The organism is Spiroplasma sp. DGKH1, from assembly GCF_040940205.1.
Lineage (GTDB): Bacteria > Bacillota_I > Bacilli_A > Mycoplasmatales > Mycoplasmataceae > Spiroplasma.
The window spans coordinates 123,342-147,548 of the sequence record NZ_JASTWG010000001.1 but is presented as its reverse complement, the minus strand read 5'-3'; the positions used below and the strand labels follow the sequence as shown (position 1 = coordinate 147,548).

Sequence of the window (24,207 nt, the reverse complement as noted above, 5' to 3'; positions counted from 1 at the left end):
TTTTTTTTTTTTTGTAAAAGACTTGTTTTTTTTTTTTTTTTGTATTATTACACATAGGAAAAGGTATATAAAATAGATAATTATTATTCCACCAATATTACGATAATTTTTTATTTTGTATATTTTCCTATTTTGCTAACAAAGAGAGGAAGATAAAATGAAGAAGTTATTAGCTATTTTAGGGGCTGTTGGTTTAACAGCAACTGGCGCTTCATCAGTGGTGGCATGTAGCAATAGTGACAAGTCAGAACCAACAGATGAATTAACAAACTTATCATCATATAATGATAAGCAAAAAGAACAAATTTCAGTAGCTATTAGTAATGCAATTGCTAATACAGCTAATAAAGCAGCTGGTGAAAAAACCGAAGCTTATAAAGCTATTAATGATGCCGTTATTGATAGTTTAAAACATATCTCAGAAGTAGAAGCTCTAAATGCAGCCAAAGTTCAAATTAATATTTTGGATGAAAACAAAGAAGAATTTACTACTCATCATGCTCAATTTAGTGATGGGGATAAAATTATTGTTAATATTAAAGCATTAGATGGATCAGAATTAACAGGTTCATTAGAAGTAAGTTTAACAGTAACAAGTAAAGTTCAACAACAAGATCTTACTAATTTAAAAGTATCTATTAATCCAATTGAAGTTGAGGATAATACAAAAGTTACTGATACTGAAGCAAACGATGCAAAAGACAAAGTTATTAAAGCTATTTCAGAAGCAGTTAAAAAATTGCAATCAACTGCAACTGATAAAGATTATACAGTTGATGGAATTGATAATATCAAAGCCGGAGATTTATCAAAAGGGGTAACATTAGCTGTTAAAGCTGTTGATAAAAGTGAATTACTTAAAGGTTCTTCAAGCCCAATTAATGTAAAATTTAATTCTCAAGAAGTTAAAAAAACAGATCTTGGAATTATTTCGGTTCAACCTCTTGCAATTTCAGTTTCTAAAACAGATAAACTTGCAGCAAGTGATGTAGATTTTGTTAAAACAAAAGTACAAGAATTTGTAAAAACCACATTAAAAGATAATAGTGTTTCAGGTGCTATTGAAGGAACAGATTATGATATTAATGGACTTGAAAGTATTAAAGTTGGTCAAGATATTTCTAAAGGATTAAAATTTACAATTACAGCAAAAGATGATTCTAAAATATTAACAGGTAAAAGAGAGTTTACTGTAACATTTAAACAACAAGAAGAAAATAAGGATCAGGAATTAGTTGATGCTATTAGTGGTGAAAAGTTAACAATTTCTCCAGAAGGAAATGATCAACCTGCTGTTGAAACAGCAATTAAAAATTTGATTGATGGCGAAATTTCAGAAGCTAAAGCTGATGCAGAAGTTAGTTATAAATTTGCTGATTTTACAGCACCAACTGCTGATCAAAATGGTTCAATTAAAGTAACTGTAACAATTACAAAAGGTGCTGCTTCTGCAACATCAAAAGAATTAACATTTACTATAAATTTTCATCAAGAAGAAAATAAGGATCAGGAATTAGTTGATGCTATTAAAGCTAAAGTTGATGCTATTAGTGGTGAAAAGTTAACAATTTCTCCAGAAGGAAATGATCAACCTGCTGTTGAAACAGCAATTAAAAATTTGATTGATGGCGAAATTTCAAAAGCTAAAGCTGATGCAGAAGTTAGTTATAAATTTGCTGATTTTACAGCACCAACTGCTGATCAAAATGGTTCAATTAAAGTAACTGTAACAATTACAAAAGGTGCTGCTTCTGCAACATCAAAAGAATTAACATTTACTATAAATTTTCATCAAGAAGAAAATAAATAATAAAATTTAATATAAAATATTTAAAAAATATATCAATAATCAAATACGAAATTAATATAAAATAAATGTAAATACCTTTCTATAAATAATAAAAGTACCATTAAATATGTCATGATATTTAAGGAGGTACTTTTTATTTTATTAAGACAATTAAATTTTCTTTTGAATTTTTATGTTGTTATTTAAAATAATGGTACAATTTTAATAAATTATTGGTGGGTAATATAAATAGTAGGAAGGGAAAAGAATGAAAAAACAAAAAGAAGTTAGCAAGATTGGTTTTATTGTTTCTACCTTAGGAGCAGCAATTGGTTTAGGAAACGTCTGGGGATTTCCCACTTTATTAAAACAAGATGGGGGATTATCATTTTTAGTGCTATATATTTTTGCGTTAATAGTCTGTTCGGTACCCTTATTAATTTTTGAGTTTAATTTAGGGAATTTAAGACGGAAATCAGCAATCAGAATATTTGATGAAGAGAATCCAACCGTTGGTGGTTTTATGGGGTGATTTCAAGCGGGATTTATGTTTATTGTGGCCAATTATTATACTGTTTTAATTGGTTATGTGTTAATTTCATTAGTCCTTGAATTCACTAATTTAATTGCGATTCCAAGTTGATTTAATAATAATATTTTAGAACCCGGGGGAGTTGGTGTTGCTGGGGATGCTAATTTTCAATGAATAGCTTATATAGCATTTTTAGTAATTATTGTGATTGTTGGTGCAATTATTTACTTTCGGAATAAAGGAATTGAAAAAGCAAACTTAGTATTTATTCCACTCTTATTTTTAATCTTATTAGTTTTATCAATCTATATTTTAACAGTCCCAGGGGCTTTGCAAGGATTAGGAACGGTTTTTCTTCCGACCCATAAAACAACTGCTTCGTTTGGAAATGTCCAAGTCTGAAGTGATGCGTTTGGATTAGCAATTTTTACGGTTTGTGTGGGGTCGGGATTTATGATTATTTTTGCGGGGTCAACGAATAAAAAGCAAGATAATGCCAATAAAGCATGAATTTTATCAACCGGAGTGTTAACAATTTCGTTATTAACTATTATCATGGTGTTTGGATCCGCTGGGATTTTGGTCTATAACCAAAACCCTAATTTAAGTAGTATTAATGATTTTAGTAAAGCAATTGATGCTGAATTTCCGAATGGGGATGGGATGAGTTTTATTTTTAATGTCTTTCCGCAGGCCTTTAATGTTATTAACCAGAACACCGTGGTTGGGATCGGTAATTTCTTAGGAATCTTATTCTTTATTGCATTATTATTTGCGGGGTTAAGTAGTATTATTGCAATGGTAGAAATTAGTATTAACGCAATCTATACCAACTATCGGATTAAAGAACGCCAAATTGTGTTGGGAGTCATTGGGTTAATGATGGTAATTGGTTTAGTCTTAATGTTTAGTGAAACTAACCAGTTAATATATTCTTTCCAATCCTTAGCAGGCAGTGTTGATATGTTACTAATGTGTTTATTAGAAATTATCTTATTTGTCCATATTTACAAAAAGTTACAAATTATTATTGATAATAATAATGCGACTTCGTGAATTAAAATTAACAAGAGTTATCGGATTATTTTTTCATATTTAGTTCCAGTCCTAATTTTTGTTAATATCATTTTTATGCTTTATACTTTTGTTAGCCAAGGATTAGATAAAGCATGATGATTAAGTGTGTTAGCTGTCTTACTCGGGATAATTATTCCGGCACTCTTTAGTTGGTTATCAATTACCAAATTAAAAAAATATCAAATTAAACCAGTTACGCTTAATAGTAGAACAGTACCACAGGAGGGATCAGACGATGGGTCATAATGAAATTATTACATTAGTTATTATTATTGTTTTATTTGTTATTTTATTTAGTAGTTTTGTCTTTTTCATTTATCGTGATTGGTTAGCAACCAAAAAACACCAGGCAACAAGTGATGAAAGTGATAAAAAGAAACCATAAGGATTTTTTCTTGCTATAATAAAGTAAACAAGAAAAAAAGAGGAGACGAGGATTATTTTTTATTCAGTTGGTAGTGCAATTGGTGAGACACTCCAAGCATGGGGTTTTTGAAGTGCCATTTTGGCAACTATTTTTGTGATTTTTCTGGGGTGAATTTTAACCAAAAAACAAAAGTTTAAACCAACCTGGGATGTTGTTTTTATTAAAGTTTTAGTCACCCTGGGGTTACCATGTTTAGTATTTGACGGGTTTATGTCTGATACGAGTGTTGAACAAGTTAAAACAGAGTGTGCGGTATTATTAACGGGATTTTTATTTTATTTAATTATGTTAGTAATTGCCCGTTATTTTTATCTCCAATATGATAAAGATGTCCAAGATGCTTTGGGAATGAGTATGACCTTTGCGGCGACTTCGTTCTTTGGGATTCCAATTGTAACAGCTTTATTTCCTGGTAGTGAAAGCAAAATTGCTTCTAATATTTTTAATGTTCCATACCATATCTTTTTATATTCCTTAGGGTTTATTATTATGGGAAAAGTTAATCATCCAGTGCACATTTCTACTGACCAACCTGTTAAAGCAGTCAACAAATTTGTGTATGTTGGGCAGATGTTAAAGTTAAATTATAAAAAAATCTTTTTCAATCCAATTTTAATTGCCACAATTATTGGCTTTATTTTTTGAGTAACCCAGTTAATTCCGGGAATTAATGTTGTTCCCGACCAGATAAAGAATAGTTCGGCAAAATATTCACCCCTGCGATTAGATAATACTTTTCCCCCGCTCTTTACTGTTACTAAAACATTAGCTGGAGTTTGTACACCTTTAGCCTGGTTAGCAATTGGAATTAATTTAACAAAAGGGAAAATTACTCATATCTTAAAAGATCCCAAAGTTTGATATGGAACTATTATGAAAACTTTAATTGCCCCAGTCATTGGCTTAGGGCTAACTTGTTTGGTTGCTTTAATTGGTAAAGCAACCGGTGCTTGAACAACATCCACAATGGGGTTAACTATTATTGTTATAATGTTAGCAGCGCCCCCAGCCTCAGTAATTGTTGCTTACTCAATTAATTTTAATAAAGAAACATTATTAACAAGCAATCTTACTTTAGTATCAACGCTAATTTCAATTATCGCTTTACCATTTTGAATTATTATTACAACTGCCCTAGGCGCTACTAGTTTGTTTAGTTAAAACATAGGTTATTAATTAATTGATAACCATTTTTTTGTTTAAAATTAAGAATTTTAAATGGTTGACATTATTGGAAACTAATTAATATAATATTCTTGGAAAGAAAGACATAAATTATGAAAAAACGAACAGTACAATTAAAATCCCTTTCTATTCCACAATAAAGGAGAAGACCTATGAAAAAACTTTTAGCAATTCTAGGAGCTGTTGGTTTAACAGCAACCGGTGCTTCATCAGTGGTTGCTTGTAATAAGCCCGAAAATCCAAAACCTCCTGTTTTAGGTGGTTTAACAGCTAGTGATTTTAGCCAGGTGTTATTAAATGTTGATAGTAAAGAAAAACTTAACACAACAGTTGTGAAAGTTCTTGCAACCAAGGTGGAGAGTGCTCATCAAAAGGAAGTTAATGATAACCTCGATTTATTTGGGAATGCTTTTTTAATTACTTATAAAGGTTGAGATGGAACAAGTAGTTTAAAAAATGGTGATACTATTCATTTAACAATTACTAAAGCAAATGATGATCAAATTCGCGAGTTTTATAAAGACCAGCATGGTGATTTTATTAGTCCTGAACAATTAGCATTAGCGCGAAAAATGCAAGGCTATTTAGCAGGGACAAAATTTGATGGGGATGTTCTAATCTCTGATCAAAATTTCCGAAAAAATATTAGTAATCTTACTTTTCCCCAACCAATCACCGTGACTGGAAGTTCAGTCGCAACTCCCGGTCAGGTTAGCAAAGCTGATGTAACAAGTGCAGTTAACATGGTGGTACAAAATTTAATTGATAAGATTGTAACAGGAACTAAATTAGATACGGACTACCATACCGCAATAACTTTAGATGATGGAACGACGTTTCCCGCCACAGTTGATTTAAGTACTGCTAATCTTAACATTAAAATTACAGTGACTTCAATTTCAACTTCAACATTAATAACAGGTAATGCGAATAATAAATCAGCGCAATTAGCGCAAATTACAACCAATGTCTAATTAACTTAGACATTTTTTAATTCTTTATATAAATATTAAAAGTCATATTTATAAAATAATTTTTTTTATAAATATGACTAAATCCTTGTTTATGTAATTGTTAATTAATCTCCTATTAATTCGGTTTCCAACAGGATTGTAGCTTTTTGAAATAAACCGTGAATTGTAAAAAATGGTGACAACGGAATATTTTTTTCAACATTATTATCTAAATAAATCATATTAACGGTATAAAATTTGTCAGATCCATGATTTTCAGCATGAAATTCAAAATCTAATAATTTAAAATTATCATCAGTTAATATATTTTTAAATGTATGAACAGCATTTTGTGACAACGGCACAGCTGCTCTAATTTCACCATTAACAAGGAACCCAATTACCATAATAGCAATTCTGGGGTTTGTTAATAATTGCATTGCTTCATAACATTTATCATAAATATCTGTCATTGCAGTTAATTTACCATAAGCTGCATCACTAGTAATTTCAACTAATGAAGAATCAACAATAATTTCGTGAATTGGTTCGGAATACTCAATCGTAAGTTTTATATTAAATGTTCTTGTTTCTTGAACAGGAAGTTCTGCTGAAAAAGGATTTAAGTTGGTTTTTCCTTCCTGTTGGTTATTAGTATAAACTAAATAAGAATTCCAAATATAATGGAAAGTTGTTTCAGAAACTGGGATTCGTTTTCACTGACCTATTAATGTCTTAGCAACAAAGGAGTCGGTACTCATAATTTTGTGAAGATTATCCAATTGATCTTGGGGAATAAAGTGATTTCGATCTTGTTCATATGGACTAGTTTGATATCAATTTAACAATTTAATATTTCAATTTTTAATATTGTTTTCTTTTATATATTGAAAGGCTTCATTTAGTACTGCAACAAATTGTGGTAAATTTTGTTCAGCATCTCCCGTTGATAATGAGACATTATCAGTATTAAAATCTTTTGTTTTTAATTCTGTTGAGATGTTAGTTACTTTTTGGTTTAAGATTTGGCTATTTGTTAAGGCAATATTACTTGAAATACTACTAATAACTAGTGTTCCTAATAGAAATAATAATTTTTTCATTATTTATTTTTCCTCCATAATAATTTTCTATATAAAAATTATAACACTATAAAATATTTTTTAAAAATATTTTTAATTGGGGATTTATACTAAAATATTGAAATTTTAAAAAAGTTGAAATTACTTTTTATTGTTATTAAAGAGTTATTTTATGAAATAAAATTAAATTTGAAAACTATAAAAACTACTTAGTAATAATTCAAGTAATTAACTTGTATTTTTAACTTTTTAAATTATAATAAAGGATATAAATATAAGAGGAGTAGTTAATAATAATATTTTAGAGAATTAATCAGGTGGTGCAAGATTAATATATTATATTAATGAAGGTTGCTTATAAGATAAAATTAAATATCTTAATTAAGATAATAAATAATATTAATTATTTATTAAAATCAGGATGGTACCGTAATTAAATTAATTGCTCCTATTATAGATTGATATAATAGGAGTTTTTATTACAACAGAAGGGCAGGATTTACCATGAAAGAATTATTTGATAAAAAATACCAACCCCAAATGGTGGAAAAAGATAAGTATGAATTTTGAAAAACAAATGGTTATTTTACAAGTGATGTTAATTCACCAAAACCACCATTTGCAATTGTGATTCCCCCGCCAAATGTAACTGGGAAGTTACATTTAGGGCACGCCTGGGATACAACATTACAAGATTTAATTATTCGTTATAAAAAATTAAATGGTTATGATACTTTATATTTACCAGGAATGGACCACGCCGGAATTGCAACGCAAAGCAAGGTTGAAGAGCGATTACGAACAGTTAATAATATTTTGCGCCATGATTTAGGGCGTGAAAAATTTATTGAACAAGTTTGAGCATGAAAAGAAGAATACGCAGATATTATTCGTAGTCAATGGGCAAAATTAGGATTAGCATTGGATTATCAAAAAGAACAGTTTACCTTAAACGATAATTTATCGTTAGCAGTCCGCAAAGTTTTTAGGGAGTTATATAATAAAGGTTTAATTTACCGTGGTTATCGCATTATTCCGTGAGATCCCCATCAACAAACAGCGCTTTCTAATATTGAAGTTATTTATAAAGAAGTGGAAGGGAAGATGTATTACTTTAAATACTTCTTAGAAAACAGTACCACTGAATATTTAACCATTGCCACAACTCGTCCCGAAACAATGTTTGCTGATCAATGTGTTATTGTTAATCCCCAGGATGAACGTTACAAAAAATATTGAAATAAAAAAGTTATTAATCCAGCTAATAATGAATTAATTCCAGTTATTTGTGATGATTATGTTGAAATGGACTTTGGGACTGGCGCTATGAAATGTACTCCTGCCCATGACCCTAATGACTATGAAATTGGCCTTCGCCATCACCTAGCAATGCCAATTTGTATGAACTTAGATGGTACTATGAATGAACTAGCAGGGAAGTATCAAGGCCAGGATCGCTTTGCTGCGCGCAGTAACTTAGTAACTGATTTAACTGCCCAAGGGTTAGTTGTTAAAATTGAAAATCATCATCACCAAGTTGGTTTTTCAGAACGCAGTGATACAATTGTTGAACCATATTTATCAAAACAATGATTTGTTAAAATGCAACCGTTAGCAAGGGCGGTTATTAATTTACAAAATAGTGCCGAACGAGTTAATTTTTTCCCGGAACGTTTTAATCGTACCTTGTTAACTTGAATGGAAAATATTCAAGATTGGTGTATTTCCCGTCAGTTATGATGAGGTCATCAAATTCCAGTATGGTACCACAAAAATGATGAAACAAAAATTTATGTTGGTGTTAATCCGCCTAGTGACTTAGAGAACTGAACCCAAGATGAAGATGTTTTAGATACTTGGTTTTCTTCTGCCTTATGACCGTTTACGACTCTTGGGTGAAATTGGGATGAAAAATTATTTAACCGTTATTTTCCAACTAATGTCTTAGTAACGGGTTATGATATTATTTTCTTTTGAGTATCACGAATGATGTTTCAAGCATTAGAATTTACTGACCAAAAACCATTTAATGATGTTTTAATTCATGGGTTAATTCGGGATGAACAAGGACGAAAAATGAGTAAATCATTAGGGAACGGGATTGATCCGATGGATGTGATTGAACAGTACGGTGCTGATACTCTCCGCCATTTCTTAATGACCAATAGTGCTCCGGGTCAAGACTTACGTTATTCGCAAGAAAAAATTAACGCGTCATGAAATTTTATTAATAAGTTATGAAATGCTTCTCGTTATGTGTTATTAAACTTGCCAACTGGTTTTGTGCCGTGATCAGCTTTTGCCAATGAGATTGACCAAATTATTGCTCACCACCAAGAAAATAATATTGATAGTTGAATTCTTAGTGAATTAACAAAAACTTTACATCAGGTTAAAGAAAATATGGATAACTATGAGTTTGTACTGGCTGGCAAAGAGTTATATGATTTTGTGTGAAATAAATATTGCTCATGGTATATTGAACTTGCAAAAGTTAATTTAAATAGTAGTCAGCACGAAGTTAAAGAAATTACTTTCCAAACTTTATACTATGTTTTAAAACAAATTTTAATTATGTTACATCCTTTCATTCCATTTGTGAGTGAAGAGATTTACCAACACCTAAATTTACAACCATCAATTATGTTAGAAACATATCCCGATGTTAACTTTACTTATCCAGTTAATTTTTTAAATGATGTTATTATGATTATTCCTGCCCTTCGTGAATTACGCAATGAGCACAATATTGGTCGGGACCACGAAATCAAAATTATTATTAATCCCCAAGCAGATTATTATGAGCATTTGAAAACTTACCAACCAGCAATTAATGAATATTTAAAAAAATTAGTTAACGCTGAAATTATAGAAGTTACTTATCAACTGCCAGGGGGAGATTATATTTCCTTACCATTACCTCATTACACGTTAGAAGTTATTACCGCTGGTTTAATTGACCGTACGGTGGAACAAGAAAAATTAAAGCAAGAATTAGCTAAATTGGAACAAGAACTAGAACGCAGTCGCAATATTTTAAATAACCAAAATTTCTTAGCCAAGGCATCTCCTGAGAAGGTTAAAGCCGAACAAGAAAAATATCAACAATATCTAAACCAATATGAACAAATCAAAGGAAAACTTTAAAATGACAACGGTAAATATTATTGGGGCTGGCTTAGCTGGGTGTGAAGCTGCCTACCAGTTAGCAACCCGGGGTGTTAAGGTTAAACTTTATGAAAGTAAACGCATTAATAAAAATCCGGTTCAAAAATTAGATTATTTTGCTGAACTAGTATGTTCAAACTCGTTACGAAGTGATAATATCACCAATGGTGTGGGGCTATTAAAAGCTGAAATGACAATGTTGGATTCGCTAGTTATTAAAGCAGCCTATGCCAACCGGGTTCCAGCAGGGGGTGCCTTAGCTGTTGACCGTAAGGGGTTTTCGAAATATATTACAGAAGTGTTAGCTGATCATCCCAACATTGAAATTATTGACCAGGAATATAACCAGATTAATGACAAGGAAATTACTTTAATTGCAACTGGTCCCCTCACAACTGCTAGCCTGCAAGCGGCACTTCGTGATTTCTTAGGTAAAGAATATTTTTACTTCTTTGATGCTGCCGCCCCAATTATTACCAAAAATAGTATTGATTTTAAGAAAGCATACTATAAATCTCGTTATGATTTGGGTGAAGGTAAGGATTATATTAATTGTCCATTAACAAAAGCGGAATTTGATAACTGAGTAAATGAACTTGTTAATGCTGAAGTTGTCCAATTACATGACTTTGAAAAAGAAATTTATTTTGAAGGTTGTATGCCAATTGAAGTAATGGCGAAGCGTAGTCGCCAATCATTACTATTTGGTCCAATGAAACCAGTTGGCTTAGCAATGCCGAATGGAACCAAGCCATATGCGGTAGTTCAACTGCGCCAAGATAATGCCATTGATAGTTTATATAATATTGTAGGTTTCCAAACTAATTTAAAATTTCCCGAACAAAAAAGAATTATCCAATTAATTCCAGGCTTAGAAAATGCGGTGATTGTTCGCTATGGAGTTATGCATAAAAATAATTTTATTAATTCCCCAGTATTATTACAACCAACATTACAACTAAAAGCCAATCCTCATCTTTTCTTTGCGGGACAAATTACCGGGGTGGAAGGCTATGTTGAATCCGCTGCGATGGGTTTGGCTAGTGCCATTAATATTTTTCGTTATGCTAACCAGCAAGAACTACTGGAATTTCCCCCCGAAACAATGATTGGGTCTTTAATTAATTATATTATTAATGCGAGTCCGGATAATTTTCAACCAATGAAAGCTAATTTTGGAATTATTCCTGATTTTACTGATCAAAAATTTAATTCAAAATTAGAAAAATACCAAGCTTATGGTTCGCGATCACTAGCAGCCTTAGAAAACTTTATTAAAGAAAACGGCATTTAATTTATCAACATTTATTATATTAACCACTAACAAGGTGGTTTTCAAATAAAACTGCTAGCAATTTAATAAAAAAGTTATAGAATAAGATTATATAGAAAAGAGATGATAAATTTATGAATTGAACACTTGATGCTCTAATTGATGGAAAGTTAATTAATAATGGTGAATGATTAGAAATTATTTCACCAATTGATTTAAAGCCATGCGGAAAGGTGCCTGCTTTAAAAGCAAAAGAAATTGATTTAGCTTTTAAAAGTGCTCGCCAACACCAACGTGAATGGGCAAATTTAACCTTATTTGAACGAATTAAATATTTAGAAGACTGAAGTGCCTTATTACTTAAACATAAAGCAGAGTTAGCAAAAATTATGGCTTATGAAGTTGGGAAAAATCTTAAAGATGGTGAAACTGAAGTTTTACGATCAGTTGAGTATATTGAATATACGATTGAAGAAGCCAAAAGAATGCAACCAGAAGCTTTAACTGGTGATGGGTGAAATATTAAAAACAAAATGGGAATCTTTACGAGAGTACCACGGGGTGTTATTTTAGCAATTTCACCATACAATTATCCTGTTAACTTAAGTATCTCTAAAATTGCCCCAAGTTTAGTTGTTGGAAACACAGTTGTTTTTAAACCAGCAACTAATGGTAGTTTAGTTGGACTCTACATGGCAAAATTAGCAATGGAAGCTAATTTTCCCCGTGGTGTTTTTAATGTCGTAACGGGAAGAGGTCGTGATATTGGTGATTTATTAGTTAGTCATCATGAAATTAATTTAATTTCTTTTACAGGTTCAGTCGAAGTTGGAAACCATATTAAAAATATGGCTAAAGGTCGGGAATTAGTTTTAGAATTAGGAGGAAAAGACCCTGCATTAGTATTAGCGGATGCTGATTTACATAAAACAGTTAAAGAAATTATTGGCGGGGCCTTTTCTTACTCAGGGCAGCGTTGTACAGCCATTAAGAGGGTGTTAGTTGATGATACCGTAGCTGATGAGTTAGTAAGACTATTAAAACCAGAGGTTGAAAAATTAACAATGGGTTCACCATTAGATAATCATACTATTATTCCACTAATTGATTTAAATTCCGCTGATTTTGTGCAAGGATTAATTGATGATGCTTTAGCACAAAATGCAAAATTAATCGTTGGTAATAAAAGGGATTGTAATTTAATGGCCGCCACTTTAATTGACCATGTTACAACTGATATGCGTTTAGCATGAGAAGAACCCTTTGGTCCAGTATTACCAATTATTCGTTGTAAAACTGAAGAAGAAATGGTTAAAATTGCTAATAAATCAAATTTTGGTTTACAAGCAAGTATTTTTACTAGAAATATTAACAAAGCCTTTCATTTGGCCCATGAATTAGAAACCGGAACTGTTAATATTAACGGAAAATCCCAACGCGGACCTGATTCCTTCCCATTCTTAGGAATTAAAGAATCCGGCCAAGGGGTCCAAGGAATTAGAGAAACATTAAATTCAGTGACAAGAATTAAAGGTTTAGTAATTAATTACTAAACCTTTTGTTGTATAATAACCTTATAAAGACCACAGAAAGGAAAGAAAAAAATGGCACACCAAGTAATTAATACTGATCAAGCACCAAGTGCAATTGGACCATATTCCCAAGCAATTAAGGCCGGAGATTTTATTTATGTTTCGGGGCAATTACCATTAGTTCCTTCAACAATGGAATTTATTAGTAATGATATTGCTGATCAAACAAAACAATCATTATTAAACATTCAAGCAATCTTAGCCGCTGGGAATGCGACCTTAGAAGATGTTGTTAAAGTTAATATTTTCTTAAAAGATATGAATGATTTTGCGAAAATGAACGAGGTCTATGGTCAATTTTTTAATACGAACAAACCAGCGCGCGCTGCCGTTCAGGTTGGAAAATTGCCCAAAGATGCGTTAGTGGAAATTGAAGCCGTGGCATTTTGCGGTTAAAAATGGTTATTACAATAACCATTTTTTTATTAAATGGATGATTTATCTTTACAAATCATCCTTTTCCCTTATAATATTTTTTATCCACTCTTTTAATTTAAGAACGGATTATTTAGTAATACTAAGCACATCATAATTGGTAATTTAGCAGTTACTAGGAGATAATTTTTTCTAATAATTGGAAATTTTTAGTTTCTTTTGTTAATTTATGATATATTAAAGACATAGAAGTAGGTGATTAATATGGAGCATAAGAATGAAAAAATGTCATTAAAAGAAGAAAAGATTGAACAATCATTAAATGAATTAATGGCAATAATTAAATCATTAGATCAAGATGTGAGTGATTTACAAGAACGTGCTAGTTTAAAAGTATATGCTGCGCAAGAGGATTATGAGGATATTAAAGCAGAAATTGATAAAATTCAAGCAGAAATTAATAAACTAGAATACCAATTTGATCTGAGCGAAATTTCATTTTACTTGATTTTTCTCGATTTAAAATTATCATTTAACATATTAAAAAACAAACTGGAAGTAACAAAATACTTAATTCAAATTTTTAGTAGTCAAAAATAAGAAATTGTTATTTCTTATTTTTTTAACAAGGAGGTCAGGACAATGGATTTAAAAACAACACCATTTTTATTTGAGGATAATCAACAACATTTATTAACAGAATTTCAAAAAGAGAAGGGCTATGTCTTATATTTTTTCCCGAAAGCAGCAACCCCGGGATGTACATTAGAAACCATTGCCTACAATAAACATTACCAAGAGTTTTTGCAAAAAGGTTATAATGTGATTGGTATTTCCCGGGATAATCCCAAAAAACAACATCAGTTTAAATGTGACCATGCGGTTGCGTTTCCAATGCTATGTGATATTGATGAAAAACTTTGTCAGCATTTTGATGTTATGAAACAAAAAAAGATGTTTAACAATACTTTTATGGCAATTGAAAGAAGTACTTTTGTTGTTGACAATGATTTCAACATTCTCCAAGCTTGACGAAAAGTAAAACCCGTTGAGCATCTTGAAGATGTTTTAAAATTTTTGGATAAATAATTGCTGAAAACGATGAAGTTATAAAAAGTATGGTATAATTTTAAGGTTATTTTGTTAAATGTTTAACATATTTTCAAAGGAGGTGAGAAGATTATGGATAGTAAACTAGGATTAACCAAACGTGAACAGATGCTTCGCTATGCGAGACCTTGGGAAGCAATTTGGTATTTTTGTGGACCGATGGTGTTAATTATGGTTATTCAGGGACTATATAACATTATTGATAAAAATATGGCCCAAAGTTTTACTCAGGATGATATTATGATCCGATTTGGCATCACTGCTAAAAATGCTGATAATTTAGTAAATTTAACAACAGGGTATACAATGACTGCTTATTATACAATTTTTTCGTTCGCGATGTTATTTGGGGTTGGTTGTTCAATTGTTTTTTCAATGGAATATGGAAAACGAAATATTGCTGCGATGCGCAAAATTATGGGTAACATGATTGTTTTACAAATTATTACCTCAATTTTTATCAGTACCGTGGTGTTTTTCTTAATGAATGATAATTTTCATTCTTTATTAGTCCGGGTACAGATGAATAGTTCTTTATCATCCGCAATTCAAGAGCACTATGTAACTTTAGCTTGGGAATATTCCCGGATTTTTATCTTTTGTTCACCCTTATTATTTTTATCATTTGCTCTGCCAACCTTTTTACGTACCGAAGGAAAAGTTTTCATTGTTTTATTAATGCAAGTTTTATCAATTCCTGTCAACGTCTTATTTTCGTTTATTTTTGCTAAACTTTGCCACTTACAAATGTCCGGAGTGATGATGGGTAGTATGATGGCATGAACTTTTAACATATGTTTTTCAACCGCCATTATTATCTTTTCTAAAAATTCATATTGTAAATTTGGATTTAAAGATATGAAGTTATCATTTGCCGTTATTAAAAGGGCAATGCCAATTGGGGTTGGTGCGTTTTTTATGAACTTTGCCAATGCCATCCAAATTTTAATTTCGACAATTTTAGTTGTTCATTTACCCGGTCAAGATGATGTTTACTTTACGCTAAATGGTCAACGAGTGCAAGCAACTAGTGTAGGAATCTATATTTGTCAATTAGTCTATACTTCAATTTCACCCTTTATGGTAATCTTTATTTCCGCGGGAATTGGATTGTCCCAGGGAGCAACCGCTATTTGTGCCTATGCTTATGGGGCAAAAAAATACCAACGGATTGAGAAAATTATCTTTCGGGTGGCATTGTTAGAATTAATTTGGTTCTTTATCGTTTTTATCATTATTTTAGCGTTTGCTGATCAAATGATGAAATTATATGAGTTTCCCGCTGAATTAGTTGGTAAATACCGCTGGTATGCAGTTTTAAACTTCTCAACATATTTGTTTGCCGCGGCAACTTATACCGCAATGGCCTTGTATTCATCAATTGGTCGTCCGGTGCAAACAATGATTTCTTCAATGCTCCGATCATTATTAGTAATTGTTCCCTTATCATTAATCGGTTTTGGGGTAAGTAATGCGACGGGAAATAATATTGATTACTTTGTTTTCACGGGGTTAAATGATTTAATTTGTGCGTTAATTTTAGTGCCAATGCTTTATACAACATGGCGCAAAAATAAAGCTAAGTTAATTGATCATCCTGATGATTTTGTCCAACAAGCCAAGGATAACGCGGTTGAAAATGAAGAACAAAATATTATTATTCATAGTGATTCTAAATAATGTCTTAAAACCTTGATTTAAAAGGTTTTTTTATTTATATTATATTTTTTTAAAAAAATAAAAATATAATAGTATATACTTAAATAAAAAATAATGCAAGATTATAAATTAAAAAAATCAATTTTGTAGTATAATATATATAGTAATAATAATACAAAGACAACAGGGTATATCGAGTATAGGTTAATATATGATAGGGGCAAACAGTAATGACAAACAGCAAAGAACAATTTCAACAAGCAATTAATCAAAACTTGGGAACTAATAATAATGGACCAAAGCCTTTTCCTAATGAAAATTTTCAACAAACCGCTGTTCCAAACAAATCACCAGATAATTTTCCCCAGCCTGGACCAGGGAGAAATTTAAACCAAGCGGGATTAAATTCGACATTTAGTCAACCAACAAATAACCTTAATTATCAACAACAACCAAATAATCCTAGTCCAACTGGCAATATGGATAATACTAATTTAATTAATCAATTATGGCAACAAAACCAAGCATTAATGGCGCGGAATAATCAATTATCAGCTGCCCACATGATGAATCCTATCGGGGGTGCACCAAATCCAATGTTTTATGGGGGAGCGCAAGTAGGTTACTATCCCGTTAATAACTCGGAATTAGAAATGGGGTTAGGCCCATTAGGACCATTGAATAATCGTAATTCGCCTGTTTTAAATTCATTAGGATTAACTGGCCAAAATAATATTCAACATAATAAGCCAATTTATCAACCAATTGTTTACCAACCATACATTTTATCACCAGTTGGTAATCACCAACAAAATTATTCATATTATCCAGAAACTCCTAATTATATGAATTTTAATAATCCTTATTTGATGAATAATCCTTACCAACCATATTTTACACCGCCATTAAACCAACCATCATTTTATCAACAACCACCATATAATCCACCACTTGCACCGCCCCTTAATCCACCACCAAGCAGTGAGTATGTAAATAATAGCAATAATAATCAACCACCAGCGCCAGGGACCGATAACCATTATGCAATTATGAACCCAGAAATTATGGCATCCTCAAATTTAAATACCCCTAACCCAAATTTAGGGGTTGATAGTCAATTTACTGATGATGAATTTGCAATGGAAAATATCAATGATGGAATGATGAATACCAATGAGATGGACTTAGATAATAATTTAGATAATTACGGATCAGAATTTGGTAATGACGCCAGTACTTTTGCAGAACCAAGTTATAATGACTCTGCCAATAATGAATTTAACCTAAATAATGATCAGGACTTTGGTTATGATGCTAATAACTTATATGCTGACCAGCAGCCAGCTACTTTAGCCGCTGAGAATGATACCACCCATGAAAAACGAAAACTATCTAAATTTGCAATCTTTATGATCGTCTTTGCGGTGTTATTAGTCTTAGCAATTATTGTGGTTGTTATTCTATATTTTAACTTACCAGTTGTCCAGAATGAGATTAATTCATGATTTGGAATTACTAAAACTTTTAAACCATGGTTTTAAAATATTTTCGTAAGAAAATATTTTTTTATTTTAAATTAAAAAAAAGCCTAGCATGAGAGGAACTAGACTTTTTATAATATTATTATTTGATTTGAAAGGTTTAATTTAAATATGAAAAAATTACTATATTTGTTGTAAGTTTATAATTGTTAATTTAAATTTGCTTGTATTTTGATTAGGTATTAATTTTTTGGGTATGTATTTTGTATTCTTGAGTAAGCTACAGTTTTGACTTAGATTAGAATCTGCACATTTTTTATTTTAAAAAACCAGACAACAAAACCAATAATTACTAATAGGGGGTTATGTTGTGGTGGGGTTAATCTTAAATTATGATGTTTTTTAATAATTTGGTGACTAACTGGTAGCGTTGGTTGTTCTTCTTCTGTTTTAACCTTAATTGTTGCTTGGTTAATTTCTTCGGGAGTACAAATTGCAGTATTAATTATATAAGCTTGTTCATATTCATTATCACTATTTGAGGTGCGGATTGCGCCAAAGATATTGGGCACAAACAAACCAAATGATATTTTAAGTTTACTAATTAATAATTTAAAATATTTTTTCATTAGTTTGATGCCTCTTTTCTTATAGATATGATAACATATTATTTTTAAAATGCCAGCAAAAAATTAATTAATTGTTCGTAATTTCGAGTGATTTTATTTGTTAAATAAGGTAATATTTACTTGTATTGATACTTTCTAACAGGATAAAAAGGAGTGGTAAATTAATGAAACAGTATCTAACAATGGCCCAGTTTATTTTAGATAATGGTTTAGCCAAGCAAGACCGGACTAACACCGGGACAATTTCTTATTTTGGTTATCAAATGCGTTTTAATTTAGCGGAAGGGTTTCCCTTGTTAACAACGAAAAAAGTTCATTTTAAATCAGTAGTCTATGAATTACTATGGTTTATTAAGGGTGATACTAATATTAAATATTTAGTTGACCATAATGTGCGGATTTGAAACGAATGGCCATATGAAAAATATACGAAGACACCAGATTACCAAAATGAAACTTTAGCTGAATTTGTTGAAAAAATTAAAACCGATAATGAATTCGCACAAAAATATGGGGATCTTGGTCCAGTTTATGGAAAACAATGACGTAATTTTGAAGGAGTGGACCAACTAGCAAAGTTAATTGATAATTTAAAAACCAACCCTTATTCACGTCGTCATATTTTAAGTGCTTGAAATCCAAAAGAAGTTGATAATATGGCCTTACCACCTTGTCATACCCTAGTCCAGTTCTATGTTTCTCAAGATAATAAATTAAGTTGCCAATTATACCAACGTAGTGCCGATGTTTTTTTAGGAGTTCCGTTTAATATTGCCAGTTATGCCTTATTAACTTATATGATTGCGCAGGTATGCGGTTTTGAAGTGGGTGATTTTGTTCATAGTTTTGGTGATTGTCATATTTATCAAAACCACCTAACCCAAATTAATGAACAATTAACGAGAACGCCCCGTGCTTTACCAACCTTAAAATTAAACCCGGATGTTAAATCATTATTTGATTTTACTTATGAAGATATTGTCTTAGAAAACTATGATCCATATCCAGCGATTAAAGGCTTGGTGGCAGTATAATGATTAAGTTATTATGAGCAATGGATCAGCATGGGTTAATTGGTAAGGATCACCACTTACCATGGCATATTAAAGCTGAACTTCAACATTTTAAAGCTGAAACTCTTAATAAAACAATTTTATTAGGACGGACTACTTTTGAAGGGATTAACCGGGTGTTACCTAATCGCAAAACAATTGTGGTGACCCATAATCCTAATTATCACTTTGATCATCCCGATGTTCAAATTGTTCATGATTTACAACCAATCATTGCGCAATATCACCAAAATCCTAATAATGAGTTAATAGTGTGTGGGGGTTCAAAGGTATATGAAGAAACGTTACCCGTGGCAGATGAGCTAATTATTAGTTATATTAAGGGTGAATATACTGGTGATACTTATTTTCCCCCTTTTAATCTTGATGATTTTGAATTAAAATTTAACCAAGAGTATGATAAATTTACTGTTAAAAAATATGTGAGAAGGAGAAGATCTTAATGCCAAATATATGAAAAATTATCTTAACATTCCCTCGTTTTTTACGAATGTTAACAAAATCAAAGAGCATGGCCAGAAAAATTAAACGTGATCCCAACATTGTTTCTGAAGAATATCGTTATCACTGGCTCCAGAAACGAACAAAGTATATGTTATGAATTTTTGATATTAAATTAATTGTTCATAACGAAGAAAATTGAATTGATAAGGGTTGTTTGATGGTTGCTAACCACCAGTCAAATATTGATCCCGCGATTATTTTTCGGTTAAATGATTTTAATAAAACTGCTCCTTGTGCTTTTATTGCCAAGAAAGAATTAGCAACTGACAAGCGCTTTAAAAATTTTGTGGCTTTAATTGATGTGTTATTCTTAGACCGTAAGAATCCCCGCCAAGCAATTGAAGTTATTAATGAAGCAAATGAATTAATTCGGGTGCCCCGGACAATGGTTGTCTTTCCAGAAGGAACCCGTAGTCATCAACAAGCAATGGGCGAATTCCAAGCAGGAAGTTTTAAAATCGCCCAAAAAGCACATGCGCCAATTATTCCCGTATCCCTTGTTAATTCATACCAAGTTTTAAATAAAAAAGTTAAACAAAAAGGCAAGAAATATATTCATGTTGTGTTTCATAAACCAATTAAACCAGATACTTTTATGACCAAACCAACCGACTTAATTTCAAACAATGTTAAGCAAATCATTCAAAAAGGAATTGATCAATATAAAGATGTTGACCATAAGAAAGCCTATGAAAAATATCGTGCCGAATTAAAACAAAAAGCCAAAAATGCTTAAGAAATACATAGGAGATGAAAAAGAATGAGACTTTTAGACTTAATTGAAAAGAAAAAAAATGGCCAAGAGCTAACCCAAGAAGAAATTAAATTTATTATTGAAGGATATACTACGGGGGTGATCCCTGACTATCAAATGTCGGCTTTTCTAATGGCAGTTTTTTTCCAATCAATGTCAATTACTGAAATATCATATTTAACTGATGCAATGATTCAATCTGGAGAAGTATATGACTTATCACCAATTAACGGTTTTAAAGTTGACAAGCATTCTTCAGGAGGAGTTGGCGATAAAGTTAGTTTAATCTACGCCCCCTTGGTTGCTAGTTTTGGATTAAAAGTAGCAAAAATGTCGGGTCGTGGTCTGGGCCAAACAGGAGGAACAATTGATAAATTAGAAAGTTTCCCCGGGTTCAAAGTTGAAATTCCGTTTGCGGAATTTGTCCGAATTGTTAATAAAACAAATATTTCAATTATTGCCCAGTCAAGTAATATTGTTCCTGCCGATAAAAAAATTTATGCTCTTCGTGATGTGACAGCCACTGTCAATTCAATTCCCTTAATTGCCGCTAGCATTATGTGTAAAAAAATTGCGACGGGTAGTGATGGGATTGTCTTAGATGTTAAATGTGGGAATGGGGCTTTTATGAAATCAATTTCCGAAGCTAAGCAATTAGCTGAAATTATGGTGGGGATTGGGAAACACTTTGATAAAAAAATTGCGGCGGAAATTACCAATATGAACCAACCGTTAGGTCGTGCTATTGGGAATGCCATTGAAATTTATGAAGTTGTCAAAACGTTGCAAGGTGAAGGTCCTGATGACTTAAATTATATTGTTTGTGAATCAGCCGCCTTGAGTTTATGCCAAGCAGACTTATTCCCTGATTTTGACAGTGCTTTTAAAGCTTGTCAGGATAAACTCCATAATTCATCCGAACCATTAACTTACTTTAAAAACTTTATTCAAGAACAGGGTGGTGATTTATCACTAATTAGTGATTTAAGTTCTCTAGACCAAATGCTAAAAGTTAAAAATAAAGTTGAAATTAAAGCAAAAGAAACTGGTTTTGTCGAAATTGTTGATACTAACGCCTTAGGATTATTATCTGTCCGCTTAGGAGCTGGACGCAATACCAAAGAAGAAGCAATTGACCATCATGCCGGAATTTACTTAAATAAAAAAACGGGTGAATTTGTTAACGAAGGGGAAGTAGTGATGACATTATATACTAATCGCTATGTTACCGAACCAGTTTATGAATGAGCAGCAAGTACTTTTAAAATTACCGACAAAGAACCCAAAGCGTACGAACTAGTATATGAAGTAATTCAATAATTAATTAAGAGAGCTGTGCCCTCTTTTTCTTTGGACTTTAGAACTGAGGGGTGGATTTCGCAATTTTTTATAATTTTGCTTTGAATTATTATAAAATATCATTATGATATATAAAGAGGAAGTAAAGAAGGGAAAGATAATGTTGACAAATAATCCCCGCTATGAAGTAAGTTTAGATAATTTTACTGGTCCGTTGGATTTATTACTACATCTAATTAAAGAAAAAGAAGTTGATCTTTTTAGTATTAGTTTGTTAGAAATAACTGATCAGTTTTTAGCATATTTACATCAATTTGAAAAATTAAACATTGAAATTGCGTCCGAATATTTATTAATGGCTAGTTATTTAATTGAAATTAAAACCAAACTAGTATTGCCAAAAGAAGAAGTTGAAATTGATGAAAACTACGAAAAGGATAACCGTGAAGAATTAATTGCCCGGTTATTAGAATATAAAAAGATTAAAGAAGTGACCCATTATTTTAAAAACCAACACCAAGAATCAAGTAAATATTTATCCAAACCAAAAACTATTATTAAAGGTCAACGCATTCCCGATGAAGAATTACCATTATCCCCTAAAATTAACATTGATAAATTAGCCAATAGTTTTTTGAAAATGTTAGAGCGGATTAATGCGGCGAAACCATTAAATTCCAATATTATTATTACCGAAGTTTCCCCCGAAGAAGTTGCGGTTAAAATTTTAAATATTATTGAAAACACCACGCAGGAATGGTTATTAGAAGATTTATTAGATTATTTTGAACTATCAACCCAAGTGTTTGTTGCTTGTTTTATTGCGATTTTAGACTTAGCTCGTCATCAAAAGATTAGCATTACTCAGCACCAACATTTGGATAACATTTATATTACTTATCTTAACTTAGGAGAGGAGCACCAAGATGAATAATAATGAAAAAATTGCTTTATTAGAAGGGTTACTTTTTATTAGCGGCGATGAAGGAATTGGTCTGACTGAAATTAGTGAAGTTTTAGAATTACCACCTGTGGATTGTCAGCAGTTAATTACAACCTTAACCAAGGAATACCAAACTAATTCTACTCGGGGGTTAATGATTAATAATTTTGCAAATAAATACCGGTTAACAACTAAAAAAGAATATTATCCGTTTTATTTAAAATTATCCCATCCTAAAGTTGAAGCCCGGTTATCCCAAGCAGCTCTCGAAACATTAGCCATCATTGCTTATCGTGGTCCGATTAGCAAGCCAGAAATTGAGGATTTACGGGGCGTTAATTCCGATAATGTCATTTATAAGTTAAAAGCTCGTGAATTAATTGAAGAAGCTGGCAAAAGTGACTTGCCCGGAAAACCACTAAACTATAAAGTTACCGAAGAATTCTTAAAAGCTTTTAACTTAAATTCCCTAGCTGAATTACCGCAATTACAAGAAATTACTAGTGATCAAGAAGAGGACTTATTTAAATAATGGAACGGTTACAAAAAGTAATTGCTAATTATGGTTATGCTTCGCGGCGCAAAGCAGAAGAATTAATTGCCCAGCACCGCGTGAAGGTGAATGGTGAAGTTATTAGAGAAATGGGGTTTAAAGTTAGTCCCCACGATGTTATTATGATTGATAATAAAATCCTGGCAAATAAAAACCAGCAAAAAATCTACATCATGTTAAATAAACCGCGTAATACTGTTAGCACTGTTCGTGATCCTCACCATCGCAAAACGGTACTCTCATACTTACCAGGAATTTCCCAGCGTGTTTATCCCGTTGGACGATTAGATTATGATACGAGTGGATTATTATTAATTACGAATGATGGGGAGTTTGCTAATATTATTACTCATCCAAAACATATTATAGATAAAACTTATCATGTTCTTGTCAAAGGAGTGGTGACAAAAACACAACTACGTGATTTAGCCCGGGGAGTAACAATTGCAGATAATTTTACAACTTCACCCGCCCAAGCGCGGGTGTTAAAATACTCAGAAAAAGATGATACCACCGTGGTAGAACTAATTATTCATGAGGGTAAAAAACACCAAGTTAAACGAATGCTTACAACAGTAGGGAGTGAAGTTCTTAAGTTAAAAAGAGTGGCCATTGGTTTTTTACAGTTAGATGAAAGTTTAAAGCCAGGTGAATGACGATACTTAAAACCCAAAGAAATTAAGCGCTTTTTTGGAATTTTTAATAGTATAAAAAAATAAAACTACTTTTAATCATTTTTAAAATACGAT

The 24,207-nt window shown here is 31.6% G+C and carries 22 protein-coding genes; 20 read left to right on the top strand and 2 right to left on the bottom strand.

The features are described from left to right. Positions 1-157 precede the first annotated feature (157 nt). From QPK10_RS00630 to QPK10_RS00610, 5 genes are all read left to right on the top strand, one after another. Positions 158-1,810, top strand: a complete 1,653-nt coding sequence (locus tag QPK10_RS00630) for a spiralin repeat-containing protein (RefSeq protein ID WP_368486119.1) — start codon at positions 158-160, stop codon at positions 1,808-1,810. Positions 1,811-2,057: 247 nt separating this feature from the next. Next, positions 2,058-3,644 (top strand): sodium-dependent transporter, encoded by a 1,587-nt coding sequence (locus tag QPK10_RS00625; protein ID WP_368486118.1) that lies wholly within the window; start codon positions 2,058-2,060, stop codon positions 3,642-3,644. Next, the gene (locus QPK10_RS00620; protein WP_158500490.1) at positions 3,634-3,783 is read left to right on the top strand and encodes a hypothetical protein; all 150 of its coding nucleotides are present in this window, start codon (positions 3,634-3,636) and stop codon (positions 3,781-3,783) included. The genes QPK10_RS00625 and QPK10_RS00620 overlap by 11 nt, the downstream gene beginning before the upstream one ends. A gap of 120 nt (positions 3,784-3,903) precedes the next feature. Further along, the gene (locus tag QPK10_RS00615) at positions 3,904-4,986 is read left to right on the top strand and encodes an AEC family transporter (RefSeq protein ID WP_368486117.1); all 1,083 of its coding nucleotides are present in this window, start codon (positions 3,904-3,906) and stop codon (positions 4,984-4,986) included. A 176-nt stretch (positions 4,987-5,162) separates the two neighbouring features. After that, complete coding sequence (locus QPK10_RS00610) at positions 5,163-5,984, top strand: lipoprotein (RefSeq protein ID WP_047791273.1); 822 nt, start codon at positions 5,163-5,165, stop codon at positions 5,982-5,984. 104 nt (positions 5,985-6,088) lie between these two features. Here QPK10_RS00610 and QPK10_RS00605 read toward each other — a convergent pair whose 3' ends face one another. Further along, positions 6,089-7,066 carry a hypothetical protein gene (locus QPK10_RS00605; protein ID WP_047791274.1) on the bottom strand — a complete coding sequence of 326 codons (978 nt, stop codon included), beginning with the start codon at positions 7,064-7,066 and terminating at the stop codon, positions 6,089-6,091. A 483-nt stretch (positions 7,067-7,549) separates the two neighbouring features. On the opposite strand from QPK10_RS00605, the gene QPK10_RS00600 reads away from it, so the two are divergent. The 8 genes from QPK10_RS00600 (at position 7,550) to QPK10_RS00565 (ending at position 17,763) form a co-directional block, all read left to right on the top strand. Continuing rightward, a complete protein-coding gene (locus QPK10_RS00600) occupies positions 7,550-10,192 on the top strand; it encodes a valine--tRNA ligase (protein ID WP_368486116.1) in 2,643 nt (880 codons plus the stop codon). A gap of 1 nt (position 10,193) precedes the next feature. Continuing rightward, a complete protein-coding gene (gene trmFO / locus QPK10_RS00595) occupies positions 10,194-11,507 on the top strand; it encodes a methylenetetrahydrofolate--tRNA-(uracil(54)-C(5))-methyltransferase (FADH(2)-oxidizing) TrmFO (protein WP_368486115.1) in 1,314 nt (437 codons plus the stop codon). Positions 11,508-11,620: 113 nt separating this feature from the next. Next, a complete protein-coding gene (locus QPK10_RS00590) occupies positions 11,621-13,039 on the top strand; it encodes an NADP-dependent glyceraldehyde-3-phosphate dehydrogenase (protein ID WP_368486114.1) in 1,419 nt (472 codons plus the stop codon). Between the two features lie 51 nt (positions 13,040-13,090). After that, entirely contained in the window at positions 13,091-13,474 is a 384-nt protein-coding gene (locus QPK10_RS00585; protein ID WP_368486113.1) for a RidA family protein, read from the top strand. Between the two features lie 243 nt (positions 13,475-13,717). After that, positions 13,718-14,053, top strand: a complete 336-nt coding sequence (locus QPK10_RS00580) for a hypothetical protein (RefSeq protein WP_368486112.1) — start codon at positions 13,718-13,720, stop codon at positions 14,051-14,053. Positions 14,054-14,095: 42 nt separating this feature from the next. Then, on the top strand, positions 14,096-14,542 hold the full coding sequence (locus QPK10_RS00575) for a peroxiredoxin (protein ID WP_368486111.1): 447 nt from the start codon (positions 14,096-14,098) through the stop codon (positions 14,540-14,542). 93 nt (positions 14,543-14,635) lie between these two features. Beyond that, positions 14,636-16,243, top strand: coding sequence for an MATE family efflux transporter (locus tag QPK10_RS00570; protein ID WP_368486110.1), 1,608 nt, complete (start codon positions 14,636-14,638; stop codon positions 16,241-16,243). A 209-nt stretch (positions 16,244-16,452) separates the two neighbouring features. Beyond that, complete coding sequence (locus QPK10_RS00565; RefSeq protein ID WP_368486109.1) at positions 16,453-17,763, top strand: hypothetical protein; 1,311 nt, start codon at positions 16,453-16,455, stop codon at positions 17,761-17,763. Between the two features lie 233 nt (positions 17,764-17,996). Here QPK10_RS00565 and QPK10_RS00560 read toward each other — a convergent pair whose 3' ends face one another. Further along, positions 17,997-18,332, bottom strand: coding sequence for a hypothetical protein (locus QPK10_RS00560; protein WP_368486108.1), 336 nt, complete (start codon positions 18,330-18,332; stop codon positions 17,997-17,999). A gap of 164 nt (positions 18,333-18,496) precedes the next feature. Here QPK10_RS00560 and thyA point away from each other — a divergent pair, with 164 nt between their 5' ends. From thyA to QPK10_RS00525, 7 genes are all read left to right on the top strand, one after another. Further along, the gene (gene thyA / locus QPK10_RS00555) at positions 18,497-19,366 is read left to right on the top strand and encodes a thymidylate synthase (protein WP_368486107.1); all 870 of its coding nucleotides are present in this window, start codon (positions 18,497-18,499) and stop codon (positions 19,364-19,366) included. Beyond that, complete coding sequence (locus QPK10_RS00550; protein ID WP_368486106.1) at positions 19,366-19,848, top strand: dihydrofolate reductase; 483 nt, start codon at positions 19,366-19,368, stop codon at positions 19,846-19,848. The genes thyA and QPK10_RS00550 overlap by 1 nt, the downstream gene beginning before the upstream one ends. Continuing rightward, positions 19,848-20,645: a lysophospholipid acyltransferase family protein gene (locus QPK10_RS00545; protein WP_368486105.1), complete on the top strand. Its 798-nt coding sequence runs from the start codon at positions 19,848-19,850 to the stop codon at positions 20,643-20,645. Before QPK10_RS00550 ends, QPK10_RS00545 begins: the two co-directional genes overlap by 1 nt. 24 nt (positions 20,646-20,669) lie before the next feature. Further along, positions 20,670-21,983: a thymidine phosphorylase gene (locus QPK10_RS00540; protein WP_368486104.1), complete on the top strand. Its 1,314-nt coding sequence runs from the start codon at positions 20,670-20,672 to the stop codon at positions 21,981-21,983. A 139-nt stretch (positions 21,984-22,122) separates the two neighbouring features. After that, positions 22,123-22,896 (top strand): ScpA family protein, encoded by a 774-nt coding sequence (locus QPK10_RS00535; RefSeq protein WP_368486103.1) that lies wholly within the window; start codon positions 22,123-22,125, stop codon positions 22,894-22,896. Continuing rightward, positions 22,889-23,437, top strand: a complete 549-nt coding sequence (gene scpB, locus QPK10_RS00530; RefSeq protein WP_368486102.1) for an SMC-Scp complex subunit ScpB — start codon at positions 22,889-22,891, stop codon at positions 23,435-23,437. Before QPK10_RS00535 ends, scpB begins: the two co-directional genes overlap by 8 nt. Further along, positions 23,437-24,177, top strand: a complete 741-nt coding sequence (locus tag QPK10_RS00525) for a pseudouridine synthase (RefSeq protein ID WP_368486101.1) — start codon at positions 23,437-23,439, stop codon at positions 24,175-24,177. Before scpB ends, QPK10_RS00525 begins: the two co-directional genes overlap by 1 nt. Positions 24,178-24,207 lie beyond the last annotated feature (30 nt).